General features: G+C 38.0%; 14 protein-coding genes and 1 tRNA gene. 4 read left to right on the top strand and 11 right to left on the bottom strand.

Annotated elements, in window-relative coordinates; all coding sequences use genetic code 11:
* Nucleotides 1-16: 16 nt before the first annotated feature.
* Nucleotides 17-985 carry a DUF6340 family protein gene (locus FHG85_RS06765; RefSeq protein ID WP_173074266.1) on the bottom strand — a complete coding sequence of 323 codons (969 nt, stop codon included), beginning with the start codon at nt 983-985 and terminating at the stop codon, nt 17-19.
* An 80-nt stretch (nt 986-1,065) separates the two neighbouring features.
* Nucleotides 1,066-1,812 (bottom strand): 3-oxoacyl-[acyl-carrier-protein] reductase, encoded by a 747-nt coding sequence (fabG, locus tag FHG85_RS06760; protein WP_173074264.1) that lies wholly within the window; start codon nt 1,810-1,812, stop codon nt 1,066-1,068.
* 159 nt (nt 1,813-1,971) lie between these two features.
* Between fabG and FHG85_RS06755 the strand changes: the two genes are divergently transcribed.
* Nucleotides 1,972-4,302 (top strand): PAS domain S-box protein, encoded by a 2,331-nt coding sequence (locus tag FHG85_RS06755; RefSeq protein WP_173074262.1) that lies wholly within the window; start codon nt 1,972-1,974, stop codon nt 4,300-4,302.
* A gap of 248 nt (nt 4,303-4,550) precedes the next feature.
* Here FHG85_RS06755 and FHG85_RS06750 read toward each other — a convergent pair whose 3' ends face one another.
* On the bottom strand, nt 4,551-5,519 hold the full coding sequence (locus FHG85_RS06750; RefSeq protein WP_173074260.1) for a DUF6588 family protein: 969 nt from the start codon (nt 5,517-5,519) through the stop codon (nt 4,551-4,553).
* A gap of 121 nt (nt 5,520-5,640) precedes the next feature.
* Here FHG85_RS06750 and FHG85_RS06745 point away from each other — a divergent pair, with 121 nt between their 5' ends.
* Both FHG85_RS06745 and kdsA read left to right on the top strand, forming a co-directional pair.
* Nucleotides 5,641-6,921, top strand: coding sequence for a replication-associated recombination protein A (locus tag FHG85_RS06745; protein ID WP_173074258.1), 1,281 nt, complete (start codon nt 5,641-5,643; stop codon nt 6,919-6,921).
* A 10-nt stretch (nt 6,922-6,931) separates the two neighbouring features.
* Nucleotides 6,932-7,756, top strand: a complete 825-nt coding sequence (kdsA, locus tag FHG85_RS06740) for a 3-deoxy-8-phosphooctulonate synthase (RefSeq protein WP_173074256.1) — start codon at nt 6,932-6,934, stop codon at nt 7,754-7,756.
* Here the strand turns inward: kdsA and FHG85_RS06735 are convergent.
* The 4 genes from FHG85_RS06735 to FHG85_RS06720 form a co-directional block, all read right to left on the bottom strand.
* Nucleotides 7,743-9,044: a hybrid sensor histidine kinase/response regulator gene (locus FHG85_RS06735; protein ID WP_173074254.1), complete on the bottom strand. Its 1,302-nt coding sequence runs from the start codon at nt 9,042-9,044 to the stop codon at nt 7,743-7,745. The two genes, kdsA and FHG85_RS06735, sit on opposite strands and share 14 nt — an antisense overlap.
* A 314-nt stretch (nt 9,045-9,358) precedes the next feature.
* Nucleotides 9,359-10,006: a porin family protein gene (locus FHG85_RS06730; protein WP_173074252.1), complete on the bottom strand. Its 648-nt coding sequence runs from the start codon at nt 10,004-10,006 to the stop codon at nt 9,359-9,361.
* A gap of 50 nt (nt 10,007-10,056) precedes the next feature.
* Nucleotides 10,057-11,532, bottom strand: a complete 1,476-nt coding sequence (cls, locus tag FHG85_RS06725; protein WP_173074250.1) for a cardiolipin synthase — start codon at nt 11,530-11,532, stop codon at nt 10,057-10,059.
* A gap of 55 nt (nt 11,533-11,587) precedes the next feature.
* Nucleotides 11,588-12,412, bottom strand: a complete 825-nt coding sequence (locus FHG85_RS06720) for an SDR family oxidoreductase (RefSeq protein WP_173074247.1) — start codon at nt 12,410-12,412, stop codon at nt 11,588-11,590.
* Between the two features lie 264 nt (nt 12,413-12,676).
* On the opposite strand from FHG85_RS06720, the gene FHG85_RS06715 reads away from it, so the two are divergent.
* Nucleotides 12,677-12,752 (top strand) — tRNA-Lys (locus FHG85_RS06715).
* A 96-nt stretch (nt 12,753-12,848) separates the two neighbouring features.
* Here the strand turns inward: FHG85_RS06715 and FHG85_RS06710 are convergent.
* The 4 genes from FHG85_RS06710 to FHG85_RS06695 all read right to left on the bottom strand — a co-directional run bounded on the left by FHG85_RS06710 (nt 12,849) and on the right by FHG85_RS06695 (nt 20,665).
* Nucleotides 12,849-15,227 (bottom strand): alpha-amylase family glycosyl hydrolase, encoded by a 2,379-nt coding sequence (locus FHG85_RS06710; protein ID WP_173074245.1) that lies wholly within the window; start codon nt 15,225-15,227, stop codon nt 12,849-12,851.
* A 23-nt stretch (nt 15,228-15,250) separates the two neighbouring features.
* Complete coding sequence (locus FHG85_RS06705; protein ID WP_173074243.1) at nt 15,251-17,104, bottom strand: glycoside hydrolase family 13 protein; 1,854 nt, start codon at nt 17,102-17,104, stop codon at nt 15,251-15,253.
* A 122-nt stretch (nt 17,105-17,226) separates the two neighbouring features.
* Complete coding sequence (gene fbaA / locus FHG85_RS06700; protein ID WP_173074241.1) at nt 17,227-18,291, bottom strand: class II fructose-bisphosphate aldolase; 1,065 nt, start codon at nt 18,289-18,291, stop codon at nt 17,227-17,229.
* Nucleotides 18,292-18,340: 49 nt separating this feature from the next.
* Nucleotides 18,341-20,665, bottom strand: a complete 2,325-nt coding sequence (locus FHG85_RS06695; protein WP_173074239.1) for a glycoside hydrolase family 65 protein — start codon at nt 20,663-20,665, stop codon at nt 18,341-18,343.
* Nucleotide 20,666 lies beyond the last annotated feature (1 nt).

Genomic DNA, 20,666 nt, shown 5'->3' with positions numbered 1-20,666 from the left:
AAGAATTGAAATGATTCTATTTATTGTTTTCTACTCTTTCTTTAAGTAATTTCATGTAACTGTTTATATGTGAAATGCTTGGATGTTTCTTTTTGGCTTCATTTAACCAAGTAATTGCCAATTCGAACTTTCCGTTCATTTCGCTTGCCAAGGCCATGTTAAAGGATGCTTGAGCTGCCAGTTTTTGGTTGGAACTTGATGAGAGCTTTTGCCAAATTGATGCTGCTTCAATCCATTGACCTTTGACTGCAAAAGAGTATGCCTTATCCATTAGTGCATTTCCAAAAGGGACAAATACGACTCGCTCTCCTTGTTTCCATTGTGGGGCAAGCTGTTCAGAAAATTTTTCTCCAGTATAGGCTCCGGCGTAAGCGCATGCTTCAAATACGCCAGGAAGCTGGTTTCCTGGTGTAACCTCAATCCAGTCGTACTGCTCCCATGAAAGGGTGTCGGTAAAAAGCTTACCCAATGCTATTTTTCTGGAACTAACATCGTATATCCTCCAGTAGGCATATAGAGTTACATCAAGGAAGCCGTAATATTCCTTGTAATCGGTTCTCCATACTGGATATGTTTCGAAAGTGGGACGTACTTTTAAATATTCAAGCGAAATAACAAGTGAACTTTCCTCTTTTTGGCAAATACTATCAAGTATGCTCCATTTGAGAGGCAGAATCACTTTATTTGTGTCGGTACGGATAATTGATTGAGAGTTAAAAGAATTATTCTCAAAGACAGGTGACCTCTCAAGCAAATCGCTTAATGCCATTGTTGCTTCTACCGATGAAACGCTATCGAGATACCAATCTAATTTTCCAAGTTTTGATGATGTATCGCGTAAATGGAAGTTTGTAAGAATTGTTATATTCCTACTATTAGGGTTTAAATTAATCGAAGGCTTATCATAGTACTCAATACTTATTTTCTTGTATGGAATACAAGACGTTAGAAGGGCCAAGAAAAGTATTAGATTATAGTATCTCATTTAATCTGAAAAGTTTAATAGAGAGGTAAAAAAAGGGGCTATCAACTTACTGATTAATAGCCCCTTATGTTATATTATAATTAGGTGTTCATGGCACCACAAACGTTTATTACCTGGCCGCTAACATATGAAGAGAGGTCTGAGCCAAGGAAAACGCAAACATTAGCAACATCTTCGGGGGTACCGCCACGATGAAGTGGAATCTTCTTTATCCAGTCTTCACGCACTTCGTCAGGAAGTTTGTGTGTCATTTCGGTAATAATGAAACCAGGTGCAATGGCATTGCAACGGATATTTCTTGAACCAAGTTCACGAGCTACAGATTTAGTAAATCCAATAATTCCTGCTTTTGATGCTGCATAGTTAGCTTGACCAGCATTCCCAGATACGCCAACAACAGAGCTCATGTTGATAATGGAGCCACTCTTTTGCTTTAGCATGTATTTTTGTACAGCCTTAGTAAGGTTAAACACTGATTTTAGGTTAACCTTAATAACCAAATCCCACTGCTCTTCGGTCATACGCATCAGAAGGGTATCGCGTGTAATACCAGCATTGTTAACTAGAATATCAATTCGACCAAAATCCTTAGCTATCTCATCAACTATTTTTTGTGAATTCTCAAAATCGCCAGCGTCAGAAGCATATCCCTTAGCCTTCACTCCTAAAGAGCTAAGCTCCTCTTCAAGCGATTTCATATTCTCATCGTATGCAATGTCGGTAAAAGCTACATTTGCTCCTTCGCGAGCAAACGCTAGGGCTATGGCACGGCCAATACCACGGGCAGCACCAGTAACCAATCCAGTTTTTCCTTCAAGTAACTTCATTTACATCTATTTTTAAATGGTTAACAATTGACAAATGTAATAAATTTAAAGAATTAAACTTCTGTTTTAATTTCGAAATATTGTTTGTTTGTTTATGCGTAATGTAGTATATTCACACGATTAATAGTTTTTATGTCTTAATTGAAATACTTTGTGTATATGAAAATAAGAATGCGCCTCAGGCTAAAACTTTTGCTTGCAATAATTAGCGTAACAATAATAATATTCTGGGCAAGCATTTCGTTTTTGACTAACAGTGTTGACGAATTTACCCGTAACAATATTCATAATTATATAAAAGCAACAACCGAAAAATATGCCAATGAAATTAGGGTTACCCTTGATGGTAAGTTCAACATGGCAAAAGCTCTAGCTCATGGTTTTTATAACTATTCAGAATACACACCTGAACAAATTAAAAGTAATACACTTAATCACCTATATGGTATTGCATTAGAGAATCCTGATATCTTATCGGTATGGGCGAGTTGGGAGTACAAAGCAATAGATCCAAATTGGGAAAATCCATACGGTAGAGTTAGATTAACCTACCTATGGGAAAATGGTGAACTTAAAAAGCTGGAAGAAGATCTAAATCTTGATGGTGATAATACTAAAAGCCTTTACTACATACTTAAAACACAAAAGCGTGAAGCACTTGTTGATCCCTACTGGTTTACTTACACTGGTAGTAATAAAAAAGTTTTAGAAACAAGTATATGTGTACCTCTTGTTAAAGATAGCCTTTTTTCGGCTCTTTTTGGCTTTGATATTGAATTAACTTATTATCAAAAATTGGTAAACGAAATAAAACCTTATAATAATAGTTTTGCTGTCTTAATTTCTGAAAATGGAACAATTGTAGCTCATCCCGATTCATCTGTGGTTGGTATTTTTGCCGATTCAGTTCTCCAGAATGGAAAATTAATACTTTCTGAGCTCAAAAAGGATAATGAGTTTTCTACAAATGTAATTATTGAAAATAACAATTATTATGTAAGTTTCAGTTCCTTTAAAATATCAAATGCTCCAGAAAAATGGCATCTTGGAATTTACGTTCCTGAAGATGTTATTGAAGGCCAAATAGTTTATTTAACGCGAATATCCAGAATGGTTATGCTTCTGGGCTTACTGATTCTAGCATTAATTATTTGGTTTATAGCCTTTAGCATAACTAGACCATTGGTTAAGGCTACTAACGTTCTTAGCGATCTTTCCCTTGGTAAAATCGACCCTACCAAAAAATTATCAATAAATTCTGGTGATGAGATTGAAGATATTGGCAATTCAATAAACATTCTTATTGATAGTCTTGATAAAACCGCTCATTTTGCTAAAGAGATTGGCAAAGGGAATCTTAATGCTTCATATCAAAAGTTAAGCGATAATGATGTGCTTGGCGAAGCACTGCTAGAAATGCGTAAAAGTTTAGAACATGCTAAAAAGATTGATGAAGAGCGAAAGTTGGAAGAAAGTAAAAACAGATGGTTTAATGAAGGTGTTGCTAAGTTTGCAGAGATTTTACGTAGGAATAACGATGATTTAGCAGATTTCTCGTATGACATTATATACAATCTTACAAAGTACGTTGATGCGACCATCGGGGCTATATTTCTAATTAACGATGATGACCCACAGGATAAATTTATTGAGCTGATGGCAACCTACGCCTATGAACGAAGGAAATACGAGGAAAAGAAGATAAATATTGGGGAAGGTTTAGTGGGACGATGTGTACAAGAAGCTGAAACTATTTACATGACCGAGGTTCCTAAAGGATACTTTAAAATAGCTTCTGGTTTAGGCGAACAAGAACCCTCTACCCTTTTGCTTGTTCCCATGAAGGTTAATGATGTTGTTTTTGGTGTAATTGAAATGGCTTCATTTGAGCCTATTGAGGATTACAAGATAAACTTTATAACAAAGATTGGCGAAAATATTGCAGCTACCATCTCGAGTGTGAAAATCAATATTAAAACCGCAAAACTCCTCGAAGAATCCAAATTAAAATCTGAAGAGCTTGCTGCCCAAGAAGAGGAAATGAGACAGAACATGGAGGAACTTCAGGCAACCCAGGAAGAATCTGCAAGAAAATCGGCCGAGATGCAAAGCCTAATTAATGCGTTGCACTCTTCGAGCTATGTTATTGAGTATGATATTAACGGAAATGTTATAAATGTAAATGAAGCATACCTAGCCTTAACAGGGCAAAATGAAAAGGATATCATTGGTACTCATCATGCGGATAACCTGCAAATGACCGAGGAGCAAAAAAGTAATTACCAGCGTTTCTGGCAAGATCTAAGAAATGGTATTATCAAGAAGGAAACGTCTAAAGTTTCAATCGGTGGTAAAACCTTCACTTTCATTGAGACATACTCCCCTATTTATGACGAGAATAGAAAGGTAATCAAGATTTTAAAAATTGCTCATAACATCACCGATTTTATTAATGAAGAGAACGATAAAAGAAAGAAAAAAGGAAAGTAGTAAAGCAAATATGATTTAAACCTAAGGGTGTCAAATGGATAAAGACACCCTTTTTTTATGCAACTACTAACCAATATATTTGAATAAGAAGATTGTGAAAACAAGCATAATCATTATAGAGCTCGGAGAAATTTTAATTTATTTTGATAAGGCTTCAGGCTAAAAAAAAGATGCACTAGAAATAACTAATGCATCTTTAAATAGTAATAGTAATAATTAACCAAAAAATGCTTTATCTTAATTAATCTTTATCTAAAATTAATTCCAACACCAGCATTAAATATTCCGTACTCTCCTAATGAATAGTCGAAATGGAAAGCCAATATGGCCAACTTAAGCCTTAGTCCAAGATTGGCAGCAAAACCATTGTTCGCAAAGTTTAAAGAAATGGGATCGGTTAAAGTTCCCAAATCGGCTGTGTTATAAGTTCCTAGAACAGAGATATCGGTTTTAGAGTGATTATACCCAAGCCCACCATAAACTGTAAGAACAGGAATTGACTTAGAAACCAATAGTCGAGCAGTGTATCCCGATGATTTGAATTCAAGTTTTTGCTTTTGAGCTTTATTTATATCGAAAGTAGATGTGAACTGTGTATATCCAACAAAAACAGACATGCTAAACGGTAGTCGTTTAAAAAATGGGATATACTCCTTGAACTCATTTTTTATACCAATCCCCCATAATCCGAAATTGCCAACTCCAGAAATGTTAACCTTAGGAAAATACCTACCTACTATTTCAGTATTAAACGGGAGGCCTTTAGCAACCTGAATAATTGGAGCAGGGATAAATTGCAGGTTAGCACCACCAGGCACATTAAGTTCGGCTGTTCCCGATAGCTTATCGGTTAGAACCGTGGAACTAGATTTACCTCCAACTACTGTGGGCGTTGTGCTGCTGCTTCCTGTTTTAACTTCCCAGTATTCTAAGTTTAAATCATTGATATTAAAGGTTTTGTCAGATGAAACTGGAATTGTTATTGGCATGGTAAAAGTAATATCAAAACCAAGAAGTCCGTGAGGGTTGGCTGAATTATACCAACCAGAGTTCAAACTCATTCCTAAGCTTTTTCCAAAGGGTTCCAAATACGCTTTGCTTAGCTTGTTAGCATCGTTAAGGCTTCCAGAAAGAAAATCCACAACATCCTCTTGTGAGAAAGTGGCAATAGGCACAAGAAGTATGGAAGCAAGCACTAATCCTTTAAATTTTTTCATAACATGTCGGTTTAAGTCATTTTAAACAAAATAATAATAAAAAAAGTATAAAATCAACTTTATTTTGAAGCAACAGTAAAGATACATTTTAAATGCCTAATTTTGTAAAAAAAAATAAATTATGAGTTATGCCCCGTTAGCAGAACGAATGCGCCCTAAAAAGTTAGAGGACTACATAGGTCAGGAGCATCTTGTAGGAAAAGATGGAATTATTCGTGAAATGATTAATAGGGGCAGTATCTCGTCATTTATTTTATGGGGACCTCCTGGAGTTGGAAAAACAACGCTTGCCAAAGTAGTGACAAACGAGCTTAACAGACCTTTTTATACCTTGAGTGCTATTAGCTCAGGAGTGAAAGATGTTAGAGAAGTAATAGAAAAGGCAAAGTCCCAAAAGTTCTTTAACACTCCCCCGCCTATTCTTTTTATTGATGAAATTCACCGATTCTCGAAGTCACAGCAGGACTCATTGCTTGGGGCAGTTGAGCAAGGAGTATTCACTCTAATTGGGGCAACTACTGAGAATCCTTCGTTTGAGGTTATAACACCTTTACTTTCACGATGCCAGGTTTACATTCTTAAGCCTCTTTCCGATGAAGAGCTAGAAAAGCTCTATATTAGAGCAACCGAGAATGATCTAGAACTTAAGAAATATAAGTTTGAACTGAAAGAAAAAGAGGCGTTATTTAGGTTTTCTGGCGGTGATGCAAGAAAACTTTATAACATAATCGAGTTAGTTACATCGACATATAATTCGGATAATCAAGTTGTTATAACAAACGAGAAAGTAATAAATGTTCTCCAGCAGAACTTAGTTCAATACGACAAGAATGGTGAACAGCATTATGATATCATATCAGCTTTTATTAAGTCGGTTCGAGGAAGCGATCCTAATGCAGCGGTTTACTGGTTAGCAAGAATGATAGAAGGAGGGGAAGATCCTAAGTTCATTGCTCGACGACTGGTTATTCTTGCATCAGAAGATATTGGGCTAGCGAATCCTAACGCGCTGCTTATGGCTACAAGCTGTTTTCAAGCTGTGCAAATGATTGGTATGCCTGAGGCTCGTATAATCCTTTCTGAAGCAACAATTTACCTTGCAACAAGTCCCAAAAGTAATTCAGCCTACGATGCCATTAAAGCTGCACAGAGTATTGTTAAAAAAACAGGCAACCAACCGGTTCCTTTACATCTTCGCAATGCCCCTACTAAGCTGATGAAAGATATTGGTTACGGAGCCGATTATAAGTATGCTCATGCGTATGATAATAACTTCATTGAGCAAGAATTCTTCCCCGAGAAACTATCGGGGACAATAATTTATAAACCTCAAAACAATCCGCGAGAGCAAGAAATTGCAAGTAGGATAAAAGCCTATTGGAAAAACAAGTACAACAAATAAACATTTATATATGAGTAATTTAGCAAATATCACTGGCATTAAACATTTAGAAACAAACAATTTCTTTTTAATGGCCGGACCTTGTGTGGTAGAAAGTGAAAGCAATGTGCTTAGGATTGCAGAAACGGTGGCAAAAATAACTGATAAGTTTAAAATACCTTACATATTTAAAGCCTCTTATAGAAAGGCAAATCGGTCAAGAATTGATTCATTCTCAGGAATTGGTGATGAGAAGGCACTTAAAATTCTTGGAGAAGTAAAAAAGAAATTCGGATTGCCAATTGTAACCGATATACATAGCGCGCCAGAAGCCGAAATGGCTGCTGAATATGTTGATGTACTCCAAATCCCCGCATTCCTTTGTCGCCAAACCGATTTGCTTGTAGCTGCTGCTAAAACTGGCAAATTTGTCAACATAAAAAAAGGGCAATTCGTTTCGCCCGATTCCATGCGATTTGCTGCTCAAAAGGTTGTTGATTCTGGAAATAACAATGTAATACTCACCGACAGGGGTACCATGTTTGGGTATCACGATCTTATAGTTGATTTTCGTGCTATCCCCATAATGAAATCATTTGGCTTCCCGGTAGTTGTTGATGTAACTCATTCATTACAGCAACCCAATCAAACATCTGGAGTTACTGGAGGCAGACCCGAGATGATTGAAACCATAGCACGCGCTGCGATAGCAACTGGCGTCGACGGACTTTTTATGGAGACACATTTTAACCCTGCAGAAGCTCTTTCCGATGGTGCAAATATGCTAAATTTAAATCACTTGGAAGGATTACTTGAACGACTAGTGAAGATAAGAGAGGTAGTTAAAGCGTTTTAACCCGTATGTTTAACTGATCATTTATCTTCTTTTTTAGTAGGATTGGACTAATAGGTTTTGATATGTAATCGTTACAACCTACCTCAAAGCATTTCAAGTTATCGTGAGGTAGAGCATAGGCTGTTTGAGCAATTATTGGAAGTGATGGAAAGTGATGCCTTATTTGTGTAGTAGCCTGATAACCATCGATTTGAGGCATTTGAATATCCATAAGTATAAGGTCTACTTTTGTACCTTCCAGAACTAAATCGATTGTTTCTTTTCCATTTTTTGCCCATAGTAATGTTGCGTTAGTATCGGCAAGTATGGTTGCCAGGTACTTATAGTTTGTTTCTATATCTTCGGCTATCAAAATGGTCTTACCAGTCCAATCATATTCAGGAACTTTTGCCTTGAAGATTACCGATCCGTCGGTTACACTCTTAGATTCATGATAAGGTAAGGTAAAATGGAATGTTGTGCCTTTTCCTACCTCTGATTCAAACCAGATTCTGCCACCTAAAAGTTCAATTACATGCTTTGTGATATAAAGCCCTATTCCAGTTCCGCCATACTTACGTGTTGACCCCTCTTCAATCTGACGAAACTTATCAAAAATAATCTCTTGCTTATCCTTAGGTATTCCTATTCCTGTATCTCTTACAAAGAACTCAATATTGCTATTTTCATCATTAATAACATATCCAAATTCAATACTACCCCTCTCTGTAAATTTCAAGGCATTGCTTATAAGATTTACAAGCACTTGCCTTAAGCGTTGTGCATCCGTATATAGGATATTTCGCTCATCGTCGTTAAGATTCAATAGCCTTATATTGATGTGCTCTTTTTCCTGTTTAAACTTAATCTCATTAAAGAATGTGTACACTTCAAACATTAAGTTGTCTAAATTGCAGTCGGCTAGATTAATGCTCAGCTGCCCAGCATCAATTTTTGAGAGATCGATAATGTCATCAATTAAATTTACCAGCATCATTCCATTGTGGTAAATAATATCAATATACCTTTCTCTCTTTTCAGGAGAATTTTCATCTTTTAAGAGCTGAACAAAGCCTAAGATACCATTCATTGGTGTTCTAATCTCATGGCTCATGTTCGCCAAAAAGTTAGACTTTAAAATATCGGCCTCTTCTGCTTTTATTTTGGCATGATGAACAGAACTTTCTAAACGTTGAATTTCAAGGTGCGCTTTTGATAGTACACTCATCAGCTCATCATTTTTAATTTGAAGATCTTTATTACTAATTTTTAAATTCTGAACTTCGTTCCTAAGCTGTTCTATCTGCATATTTAATTGAATATTGGAATTAATTTTATTAGATGAGTTTTTTAAATTAACCTTACAAGCTAACCAGTAAGTAACACTTGAGGATAGCACTACTACTCCAATTAAGGATAATATTAGGGTAACAGGAGACATTATTATATACCAATTCAAATTCAATCAAATATTTTAATTTTTACATCTAAAAACAAGCTTTTAAGATAAATTTGTTAAAGATTTCCTTAAACGTATTAAATTTTTGTATAAACTGATGTTTTTACATGATAAAGGTCGCAATAGAAATTGCGACCTTAAGAAAAGTATAACATTTTTAATAATTAGAAGAAAATTCCAGCGCTAAAAAGGATTTGAGGATTTCGTTGATCGAAAGAATACTCGTTATTACCAATTGTTATGCCAGAACCTAACTTGCTTAAATTTCCCTCGTACCTCACGTCTAATGTTACCTTTTTAAGAATATCGAGTCCCAAGCCTATTTGGTAGCCAAAAGTTGCTGAGTTAAAGTTGTTTTTAACTGTTTGATTTGTTAAATCGGTAAGCTTGTCCTTTAGGCCATCGTTTTCAGAAAGCAAAACCGTTGCTACTGGACCAAAGCCTATTCGAGCAGGGCCAAATTTCCATCCTACCAAAACGGGAATATCAACCTTATTGAATTTTTGCGTTTCGTTATACACCTGACTAGCAGTCAGATCGTTGAGTACCACTTCACCTTGAGAGTGTGAGAAGAGTAATTCGGGTTGAGCAAAAAAGCCCATTACCTGTATACGAGCAAAAAAGCCAAGGTGCATGCCAAGCTTAGCATCGCCTTGCTCAATGAGATAGCTGTTAACCCCATTGTCGATGGTTGTTTTATCAAACTTAACATTAGTGGAACTCACACCTCCTTTTACGCCAAAGCGTAAGAATTGAGCGCTTGATGTAAGCGAGAAGCCTACGAGCACAAGAATAAATAGTAGCTTTTTCATTTTTCTCAGATTTAAATTAACGTAATTGCTAAAACAAATATCGTGCTATTTTAAAACAGAGGGCTAATTAAACGGGCTAACGACTCCTTAAAGCTACTCTTTAGGGGACGAGCATTCCAGATGTCAAGCGTAATATGTTTACACTTTGAAAGGTTTGCTTTAAAGTTCCTTTCAAGTTTTTGAGTAATGGTTTCGTCATAAATAAACGCGGCAACCTCAAAATTGTCTTCAAAGCTACGAATATCCATATTTGCCGAACCAACCATAGCAATGCTGCTATCAATCATCATTATTTTAGAATGGTTAAATCCATCCTGGTAGAGATAAATGTTAATTCCTGCCTCTAAAAGTTCTGCAACATACGAAAGTGAACTCCAGTAAACTACAGTAGAATCGGATTTGCCCGGAAGAATCAGCTTAATATCGACACCGCTAAGAGCAGATGTTTTAAGAGCCGTTAAAATGCTTTCGTTTGGAATAAAGTATGGTGTAGAAATATAAATATGCTTTTTTGCTCGGGTGATGGCATGGAAAAACGCCTGCATAATACTCGCCCAATCGGAATCGGGCCCGCTAGTTACTATTTGTAAGGGGTGAAACGCAGATACTTGAGGTTTTGGGAAGTACATTTCGCGTTCCTTTACAACATCGCCTGTTACAAAGAACCAATCAATAAGAAAGATAACCTGAAGGGAATGAACCGCTTCCCCTTCAATTTTTAGCATGGTGTCGGACCATTGTCCAAGTCGTCGGGTACCTTCGATATACCTATCGGCAATATTCATTCCACCAAGGTATCCAATTTTGCCATCAATGACAACTACTTTACGGTGATTTCTATAATTAACCTTGCTGGTTAGCAAGGGGAAACGGACCTCCATAAATGGATGAATTTCTACTCCAGCCTCTTTTAATTCCCTAACATACCTTTTGGGCAGGCTCCAGCTACCCACATCGTCGAAAAGAACACGAACCTTAACTCCCTCCTTTGCTTTGGTTATGAGAATGTTTTTAATTCGATTTCCGATTTTATCGTTGCTTATTATGTAAAACTCTATGTGAATACTAGTCTTTGCAGCGTATAACGAGCTGATAATTGAATCAAAAGCCTCTTTCCCGGAATGAAATATTGAAACATCGTTCATTTCGGTTAAAAGTGCTTTACTATTGTTTAGAAGGAGAGTAATGATGCTTGAATGTTCCGCGAGTTTAGCTTGGACGTCGGTTTTCTTTTTAAACCTAATAATTTGCCTATGGCTCAAATACTCTATTTGCTCAATGTCCTGAATTTCCTTACGGCTAAAAAGCTTTTCCTTTCTACGGTTTTGGCCAAAAACAATGTAAAGTAATAACCCAAGAATCGGAAGAGTAATTAAAAGTAGAACCCAGGTTGATGTTTTTGCTGGGTCCCGTTTCTCATGGATTATCATTATTGCAGTTGAAAGAACAGTAAAGAGATAAACAATCCAAAGTACAGCTGTTAGATGGCCCCATATCGATTCAAATATATGAGCAATACTGTTCATGTCTTAATTTTTACCTAAGTAAGGAAAAATCAGGCTAAAAAACAAGCGATTAATTCTACTTAAATGGCGAGTCAGGCTCTTTAGCCATGTATCGATATAGCAGGTGGTCGATAACTTTAGGAAGAATTCTTTGAGCTAGCACTGAAATTTTGCCATCAATTCCCATGATGAGATTTCTACGCTTGTTAACAATACCCTTAACGATTTTTTGAGCAACCTCCTCTGGAGTCAGCATCTTTTTCTCATCGCGGGGCGATTTTCCTTGGGGCGTGCCATCGGCTGTAAGTGCTGAGTAGCGTACGTTTGTTGCTGTAAAACTTGGAGCAGCAATCATAACGTGCAAGCCATTTTTTAAATTTTCGATTCTTAATGTTTCAAGGAAACCATGCATGGCAAATTTTGATGCTGAATATCCGCATCTACCAGGTAAACCATGGAAACCTGCAATGGAGCTAACTCCTACTACCGATCCTTTCGCATCGATCAAATATGGAAGTGCGTATTTTGTGCAATAAACGGTTCCCCAGAAATTAACATCCATTAGCCTATGTATAACGCTTAAGTCGACATCCTTAAAAAGAGCCCGCATTGAAACACCTGCATTATTAATTAGGATATCAATTCTACCAAAAGCCTTCACTGTTTCGTCAATAAGATTTTTGCAATCATGCTCTTGCGTAACATCTGTTTTTACAGGAATAACTTTAACACCATTATTATTTAGATTTTCTGATATTTCAGATAGTTTTTTAAAATCTCGAGCACCAATAACTATGTTGCATTTATATTTGGCAAATTCATAAGTTAGTGCTTCTCCTATTCCTGATGAAGCTCCTGTAATAACTACCACTTTGTTTCTAAGGTGTTTAAATGGTTTCATGAGTAAAGTTTGATTAGTTTATTTTTTAAATCTTTATTCAACAATTTCAAAAACTCATGCTAAACTAACACTTATTTTGCCATTTGATAATAAATAAGTGTTAAATGAAAATAAACACAACGAGTTGAAAAATTTATTTCGCTGAGTGTCAAAAACTAAGTAATTTTTCTTAAAAAAAAACGAAAAAATATTTGGTCATTTTAAAGAAAGCCTCTATTTTTGCATCGCGAAACAAGGGAAACAAGTTCTTTTAAAATAGCGGTAGATTCAGTAGCTCAGCTGGTAGAGCACATCCCTTTTAAGGATGGGGTCCTGGGTTCGAGCCCCAGCTGAATCACCAGATAGCCCAGCAGAAATGCTGGGCTTTTTCTTTTTAAATTCTTTAAAAAAGAAGGCCAGATTACATCTGACCCCCTGTTATTTTAATTTCTTACTGTTAAATCTTTGATGTGAGAATTTCGAAGCTAAATGGTTTTAGCGTTACTTTAAGTTTTCCGTTTTGAACCAAAAATTTAGAATTGAAGTTCGAGTAAAAGTGTGTATTTAACAGGTAATCAGTGATTTTAATTTCAATTACTTTCTTATTTTTCGATTTATTAAAAAGCACTACTGCGTTGTTCTCAAAATACTTACGAGAATAAACATAAACATCACCGTTTGCTAATAGCGTTTGAAAGTCACCATAAACAAGTGCAAGATTATTCCTCCGAATTTTAACCAGCTTGGTAACTGTTTCAAAAGTTTTTTTCTCCAGAGGCGTTAGCCCGTCAAATTTCATCATGCGGCGGTTATCGGGGTCGTTGCCGCCAGGCATGCCAAACTCATCGCCATAGTAAATGGTTGGGATACCCGGAATGGTCATATTAAAAGCGTTAAGCATGCACAACTTTGAATATGCTAGCGTGTCGCCAACGCCAATTTCACGCGTCCAGCCTGCTTTTTTGGCATCCTCATCGAATCTTAAATCGCCTCCAGCGTAGGAAATAAAACGAGCTCTATCCTGATTGCTGGAGATATACCCCATTAGATTCACCCAACCAAAATAGCTAAAGGTTTGGTGCAAAGCAGCATCGAGCTTATTGAAGGGGTAATCGCTTCGGGCAAATGCAGATACAGCTGCATCGTAAACGTTGAAATCGAACTGAGCATCGAGCATGCCGCTGCCAATGTAGCTTGCAATAAGCTCATAGCTACCATAAGTCTCGCCAATTTGGTATACAGATTTGTTGGGTATGGTTAGCTTGATTTTCTGTGTAAGCCTACGCCAAAAATTCTCATGGATATGCTTTGTAGCATCATGTCGGAACCCATCGAGATCGTAATGGGTAACCCAGAACAGTGCCGAATCGGTCATGGGTTCATAAACTTCGGGGCGTTCAAGATCAAGGGTTGGAAGAAAGGTGTCGAACCACGTTGTAAGGCGATATTCATCCCACTTCTCAGTATTTAAAGTGCCATCGGGTAAGTAAAGCGAAGTAGCCCAATCGGGGTGGTTCTTATATAGCGGATGCTCCTTATGAACATGGTTTGCAACATAATCGAGAATCACATTCATGTTGCGTTTATGAGCCTCATCAATAAGCTCATTTAGCTCTTTTTCGGTTCCAAACCTGAAATCAACTTTAGTTGAAGAAATTGGCCAGTATCCATGATAACCTGAAAATTTGGTTCGAGGTTCAGGATAAAGTCCCCAGGCACCCAAAGGGTTTTGGGTAATTGGCGACAGCCATATCGTGTTGATTCCCAATTGAGTAAAATACCCATCCTTAATTTTTTGTGTAACACCTTTTAAATCACCGCCGTGGTAGTTTGCTTTAGGATGAACCTCGGGGTCATCAACTTTAAAATCGTTATTAGGATTGCCGTTATAAAAACGGTCAACCATAAGAAAATACATAACCTGAGCATGTTTATCGCTTCGTGTAAGTTGCGAGGGATTGGTAACTACCCTATCCCCTTCGAGCGGGATTAACAGATTGTTTGATTCGCCATACTGATTATAACTCCAAATCCGTATATGCGATCGTTTATAGAAACGTGCATTTTCAGGAATAGTAATTTCAAAAACATCATCATTTAACTTAATGAACTTATCGTCAAGTAAGTAATTCTGCCATAGAACGATAAGTTTATCAATTTCACCTTTAACTTTAATTTGTATTCTATTACCATTTGTGGAAAATGGAACAAGTTTAGGAAGTAGTTCTGGGTTTGTATTTCCCACAGTTAGAACGGAGTTAAAGCCGCCCATTCCGTTATCCTCTTTAACAGGATTTGAAGGGTCGAGCATCCACTTGCCATCGACAACTACCTGATAGTGATACCTTCCAGGATTCAACAGCATAGTGGTTTTGTACAATTTGCCATCGAAAGTTAGATTAGTAGCATTGGGGTTCCAATCGTTAATTTGACCTGCTAGTTGAACCTTGCTGACCTTTCTACCCTTAGGGTTATACGTGAATGTAACAGGCAATTTCCTGTTCTTCCTAACCAGTAAGCAGTACTTATCGCCTTTCGACCATATGAATATTGTTGAAAGAATAGGTAATTTTTGGTTATCAACTTTTAAAGCAAGGAATGCTTTATCGCTAGATAGGCGGAAATTAAATGGCGATGGTACTGATACCGAATCAATTTTTGATGGATCAGGAAAGTAATCTGTTAAGTAAACCAGTGTGCTATCTCCTGCCAGCTGAATAGCAGTTAAAGGATTAGTAACTAATGGTTCATTTGTGGCATCATCGAGCATCACACTCTTTTGACAAGAACTTGGCAAAAAAGTTGCAATAATCAATATTAATAATCTGAATTTCATACTTTTACGATTTTTCGTTTTTTTTACTTTATTTCAATTATCATGGCAGAACGAGGTGAAAGTTGAATTTTTGAAAGGTCATCCAACCTCTTACCCGTTATGATGTCTGTTCCATAGCTTTTATTTGAAAGGAACTCAGCAAATCTGGAAGTATCTAAAACTTTGGGCTGGTATCCATTATGAAGGATAACCATAACCACTTGTTCCTCGTTATGACGAAAGTAAACGTAAACCCCATTTTCGGGGATGAAATGGGTTAATTTCCCATTATGAATTGCAGATGCAGTTTTGCGCCAGCTAAGTATTGTCGACATATAATTCCATATTTCATTTTGGCGCTTTGTTCTACCCTCTGAGGTGAAAGCCGATTTGTTGTCGTTGGCCCAACCTCCAGGAAAATCGCGACGAATATCCCCATCGCCACCTTTGGATTTGTCTCCAGGTAGTAGGATTTCAGTACCATAGTAAATTTGAGGTATGCCACGTGTTGTAAGCAAAAACGCCATGGCTAGCTTAAGGCGACCCAATGCCATGGATGAGTCGGGTTGAAAACGGCCTATATCATGATTATCGGCAAAGATGAAGAGCTTGTTAGGATTTGGGTATAAAAAATCGTGGGCGAGTATTTCATAAATTCGTGCAAGACCAGTGTCCCAGCCGTCCTTTTCATCAAACGCTTTCTGTAAGGCAATCATTAATGGAAAATCCATTACGATTTCAAGGTTAGAGTTATAGCCATCGCGATTTGGTGCATCTTTTTGCCAGTAGGCTACCCATGATGGATAATTCACCCAGGTTTCACCAACTATACTAAAGTTAGGATATTCGTTTTTTACAGCATCACACCAGCGCGACATAAAGTGCTTATCGCAGTATGGGTGAGTATCCATTCGAATACCATCTAAACCAGCAAATTCAATCCACCAAATACTGTTCTGTATAAGGTAGTTGGCCAAGTAAGGGTTACGTTGATTAAGGTCGGGCATATGACCATCGAACCAGCCATTAGCCATAATGCTGCTGTCGGCAACGGAAGCATGAGGGTCGAAAGTTGTAGGTATTCGGTAGTTGGTTCGTTTGTAGTCGGGGTAAAGGTTAAACCAGCTTTTCATAGGTACATCCTTCATCCACCAGTGTTGGCTCCCACAATGATTAAACACCATGTCCTTAATAACCTTTAAGCCATTCTCATGAGCTTTTGCCACAAAACTTCTATAAGAATCGTTGCTACCTAATCGAGGGTCAACCTTATAAAAATCGGTTATAGCGTATCCGTGGTAAGACCAGGCTGGTTGATTATTTTCTAAAACAGGATTTAGCCAAAGTGCTGTAACGCCAAGCTGTTTAAAATAATCCAAGTGATTTTCAATGCCTTTAATGTCACCACCATGTCGAGCATAGGGGTCTTTTCTATCCAGCTTATCAGGATATCCATCAACTTCGTCGTTAGTAGGGTCACCATTTGAGAACCTATCGGGGTAGACCAGGTAAACCACATCGGTATTATCAAATCCCTTCCTGTTGGCCGAACCTTCCTGGCGAGGCTTCAGCTCGTAACTGTAAATGAATTGCTTTCCTTTAGGAAAATCAAATTCGATTTTCACCATGCCAGGCTTAGCATCTTTTTTTACAGCAAGGTTTAAGAATAGATAATTTTGATTTTCAACTTTTTCTACCCCAAGTAATTCAACATTAGGGTTATTTACTGTTACTCGAGCTTTGGAAATATCTTTTCCATAGATCAAAAGTTGTAGGTTAGGATTGTTCATGCCTACCCACCAAAAGGGTGGCTCTACCCTTTCAATCGGGTTTTGTGCCAGAGTTGTCATTGCAATGGCTATTGACGACAACAATAAAATTAGCTGTTTTTTTCTCATTTTATTAGTTTAACTTGTTTTCGGTTACATACAAAAAGGGCTGTTAGAGAATCCCCAACAGCCCTAAAATGTTAAGCAAATCGCCTTTGGACACTAAAAACAGAAAGGCTTTTTACTTTATGCTATCCACGACCAATAGCGTTTAAATCGGCAAAGGCTTCTTTAAGTCGAGCAACAATAGACTCTTCGCCTTTGCGTAGCCAAACACGTGGGTCGTAATACTTTTTATTAGGTGCATCGTCGCCGTCGGGGTTACCGATTTGACCTTGAAGGTAATCCTTTTTAGCCTCGTAATAGTTTTTGATTCCCTCCCAGAATGCCCATTGCAAGTCGGTATCGATATTCATCTTTATAACTCCATAGCTTATGGCCTCAGTAATTTTTTCTTTCTCTGAGCCACTTCCACCATGGAATACAAAGTTTACTGGCTTATCGTTTGTGCCAAACTTTTGTTTGATTAGCTCCTGAGAGTTTTTCAAGATAATCGGACTAAGAACCACATTACCAGGCTTGTAAACGCCATGAACATTGCCAAATGAAGCAGCAATGGTAAAGTTTGGGCTTATCTTCATAAGCTCCTCGTAAGCGTAGGCTACCTCCTCGGGTTGGGTGTAAAGCTTAGAGCTTTCAACATTTGTATTATCAACACCATCCTCTTCGCCGCCTGTTACACCAAGTTCAATTTCGAGGGTCATGCCCATTTTTGACATGCGCTCTAGATATCGCTTACAAATTTCGATATTTTCTTCTATAGGCTCCTCTGATAAGTCGAGCATATGCGAACTAAACAATGGCTTACCTGTTTCACGAAAATGCTTTTCGCCAGCATCAAGCAAACCATCAATCCAGGGTAAAAGCTTTTTTGCAGCATGATCGGTATGTAACACAACGGGCACGCCATATGCTTCGGCTAAGAGATGAACATGCTTAGCCCCACTAATGGCTCCAAGAATGCTTGCTTGCTGTGCATCATTTGATAAGGATTTTCCAGCAACAAACGATGCACCACTATTCGAGAATTGAATGATAACTGGCGAAGCCACTTCACGAGCAGTTTCAAGCACAGCATTCATTGTATTTGTTCCAGTAACATTTACAGCAGGTAATGCAAATTGTTCAGCTTTTGCGATAGCAAATAGTTCCTGCAATTCTTTTCCGGTAATAACACCTGGTTTAAATCTTTTCATATCTACTTATTTAAATTCCAACACAAAGGTAAACTTTTTTAGTTAAGGCTTAAAAAAGCTGTTTTTGAACCGGAACATTAATAGAACTTGAACCAGGAACTTTATGCTCAACACCATAAACTTTTATTGTGAGCGAGCTTTCACTCTCGTTAAAGATTGTTATTTGAGTGCTCGAAACAACAATTTTGAGAATATTTTCGCGGAACCAAACTTTAAAACTGTAGGATTTCCATTTATCGGGAATTAGTGGATTAAAGGTTAACATGCCGTTTCTTACACGCATACCACCAAAACCTTCAACAATGGAGATCCAAGTACCTGCCATACTTGTAATATGCAAACCTTCCTTTACCTCACGGTTATAGTCGTCAAGATCAAGGCGGGCTGTTCGCAAGTATAGCTCATAAGCCTTATCAACATTTCCTATACGAGATGCAAGTACGCTATGAACGCAAGGTGAGAGCGATGACTCGTGTACTGTACGTGCCTCGTAGAAGTCGAAATTACGTTTGATGGTTTCGGTATCGTAACGATCCTCTAAAAAGTATAGACCTTGAAGCACATCGGCTTGTTTTATGAAACACGACCTAAGAATTCGGTCCCAGCTCCACTTTTGGTTTAATGGTCGTTCCTCGGGATCCAAGTCCTTAACCAATATCTGCTCCTTATCCATATATCCTTCCTGTTGTAAGAAGATACCAAGTTTCTCATCAAAAGGGAAGAACATGTTGTTCCTAATGTCACGCCATTTCTCAACTTCTTTGGCCTCGTCGAATTTAATAGCCTCAGCCAACTCTTTGTACTTTGCCGGATCAGCTGATTTTACATAGTTAATCGTTTCTTCGGCATATTCCATGCACCAGCAAGCTATGGTGCTTGTGTACCAGTTATTATTAACATTATTTTCGTACTCGTTTGGCCCGGTAACACCTAGCATCACGTATTTACCTTTCTCCTGCGAGAAGTTTACACGCTGAGCCCAAAAACGAGCAATAGCTATAAGTACTTCAAGGCCAAAGTGAACCAGATAGCTCTTGTCGTCTGTATAGCGAACATAGTTGTATATTGCGAAAGCAATAGCACCATTACGATGAATCTCCTCAAAGGTTATTTCCCACTCGTTGTGGCACTCCTCGCCATTCATGGTAACCATAGGGTAAAGAGCAGCACCACCGGTGAAGCCCAATTTTTGAGCATTTTCTATTGCTTTATCGAGCTGTTTATATCGATATAATAGCAGCTGACGGGCAACCTTTTGACCGTGTGTTACCATGTAGAATGGCAGGCAGTATGCTTCGGTATCCCAATAGGTTGAACCGCCATACTTCTCGCCAGTAAATCCTTTAGGGCCAATGTTTAAACGCTCATCTTTACCAGTATAGGTTTGACTTAGCTGGAAAATATTGAAACGAATGCCTTGCTGAGCAGCAACATCGCCTTCTATGGTTATATCACTGTGTTTCCAAATATCAGCCCAAGCATCACTTTGCTCTTGCAGCATCTTGTCAAAGCCCTTAGAAACAGCTACATCGATAAGCTTATCAAGTACTTTAGGAAAAGAACCTTTTTCGTGATTTAGGCTAGAAATAACTGCTGCATACTTATAAAGGGTAACCTCATCGCCAGCTTTTGCCTCAACCTTGAAAATATTTTCAACATACATAGCTGAGGAGTTGACTTCTGGCTGAATGTGCTCAATATTACCATTTAAGGCAATAAAATTGCGCATGGCGTGGCCTACATGAAAATCAAGCTTTTTAGTGCGACTAACAATGTAGCTTATTTTAGGGGTGCAGCTAGTATCAACTACCTCCCAGAATTTTTCGCCATAGTTTGAATCCTCGTTTCGAACATCGGCATCAAGATAAGGGCGTAGTTCGATTGTAGCATCGGCATTTAATGGTTTAACAGAGTAACGTATTGCGCCAAGCTCAGTATCGACCATGCTAAGGAATCGGGTTGACTTTACGGCAAGTTTTATCCCGTTCTCCATTTCAGCTATAAATGAGCGCTCCAGGTATCCCTCCTTCATGTTAAGCACTCTTCGGAATTCGTCGACCTTACACTTGGCTAAATCGAGCTCATCACCATTGACAATGACGTTGATACCAATCCAGTTTGTAGAGTTAATTACCTTGGCAAAGTATTCAGGGTAGCCATTTTTCCACCATCCAACTCGGGTTTTATCGGGGTAATATACGCCACCAATATAGCTTCCCTGTAGGGTGCTGCCAGTGAACTTCTCCTCGAAATTAGCACGCTGTCCCATTGCACCATTGCCAATACTGAAAATACTTTCAGAAGCTCGAGTATTTTCAGGAACAAATCCTTCTTCAATGATGCACCACTCGTCGTGTTTAAGATAAGGGTTCATA

It is taken from the genome of Tenuifilum thalassicum (assembly GCF_013265555.1).
GTDB classification, from domain to species: domain Bacteria; phylum Bacteroidota; class Bacteroidia; order Bacteroidales; family Tenuifilaceae; genus Tenuifilum; species Tenuifilum thalassicum.
The sequence above is the reverse complement of the archived record's forward strand: the minus strand, read 5'-3'. Positions and strand labels throughout refer to the sequence as shown.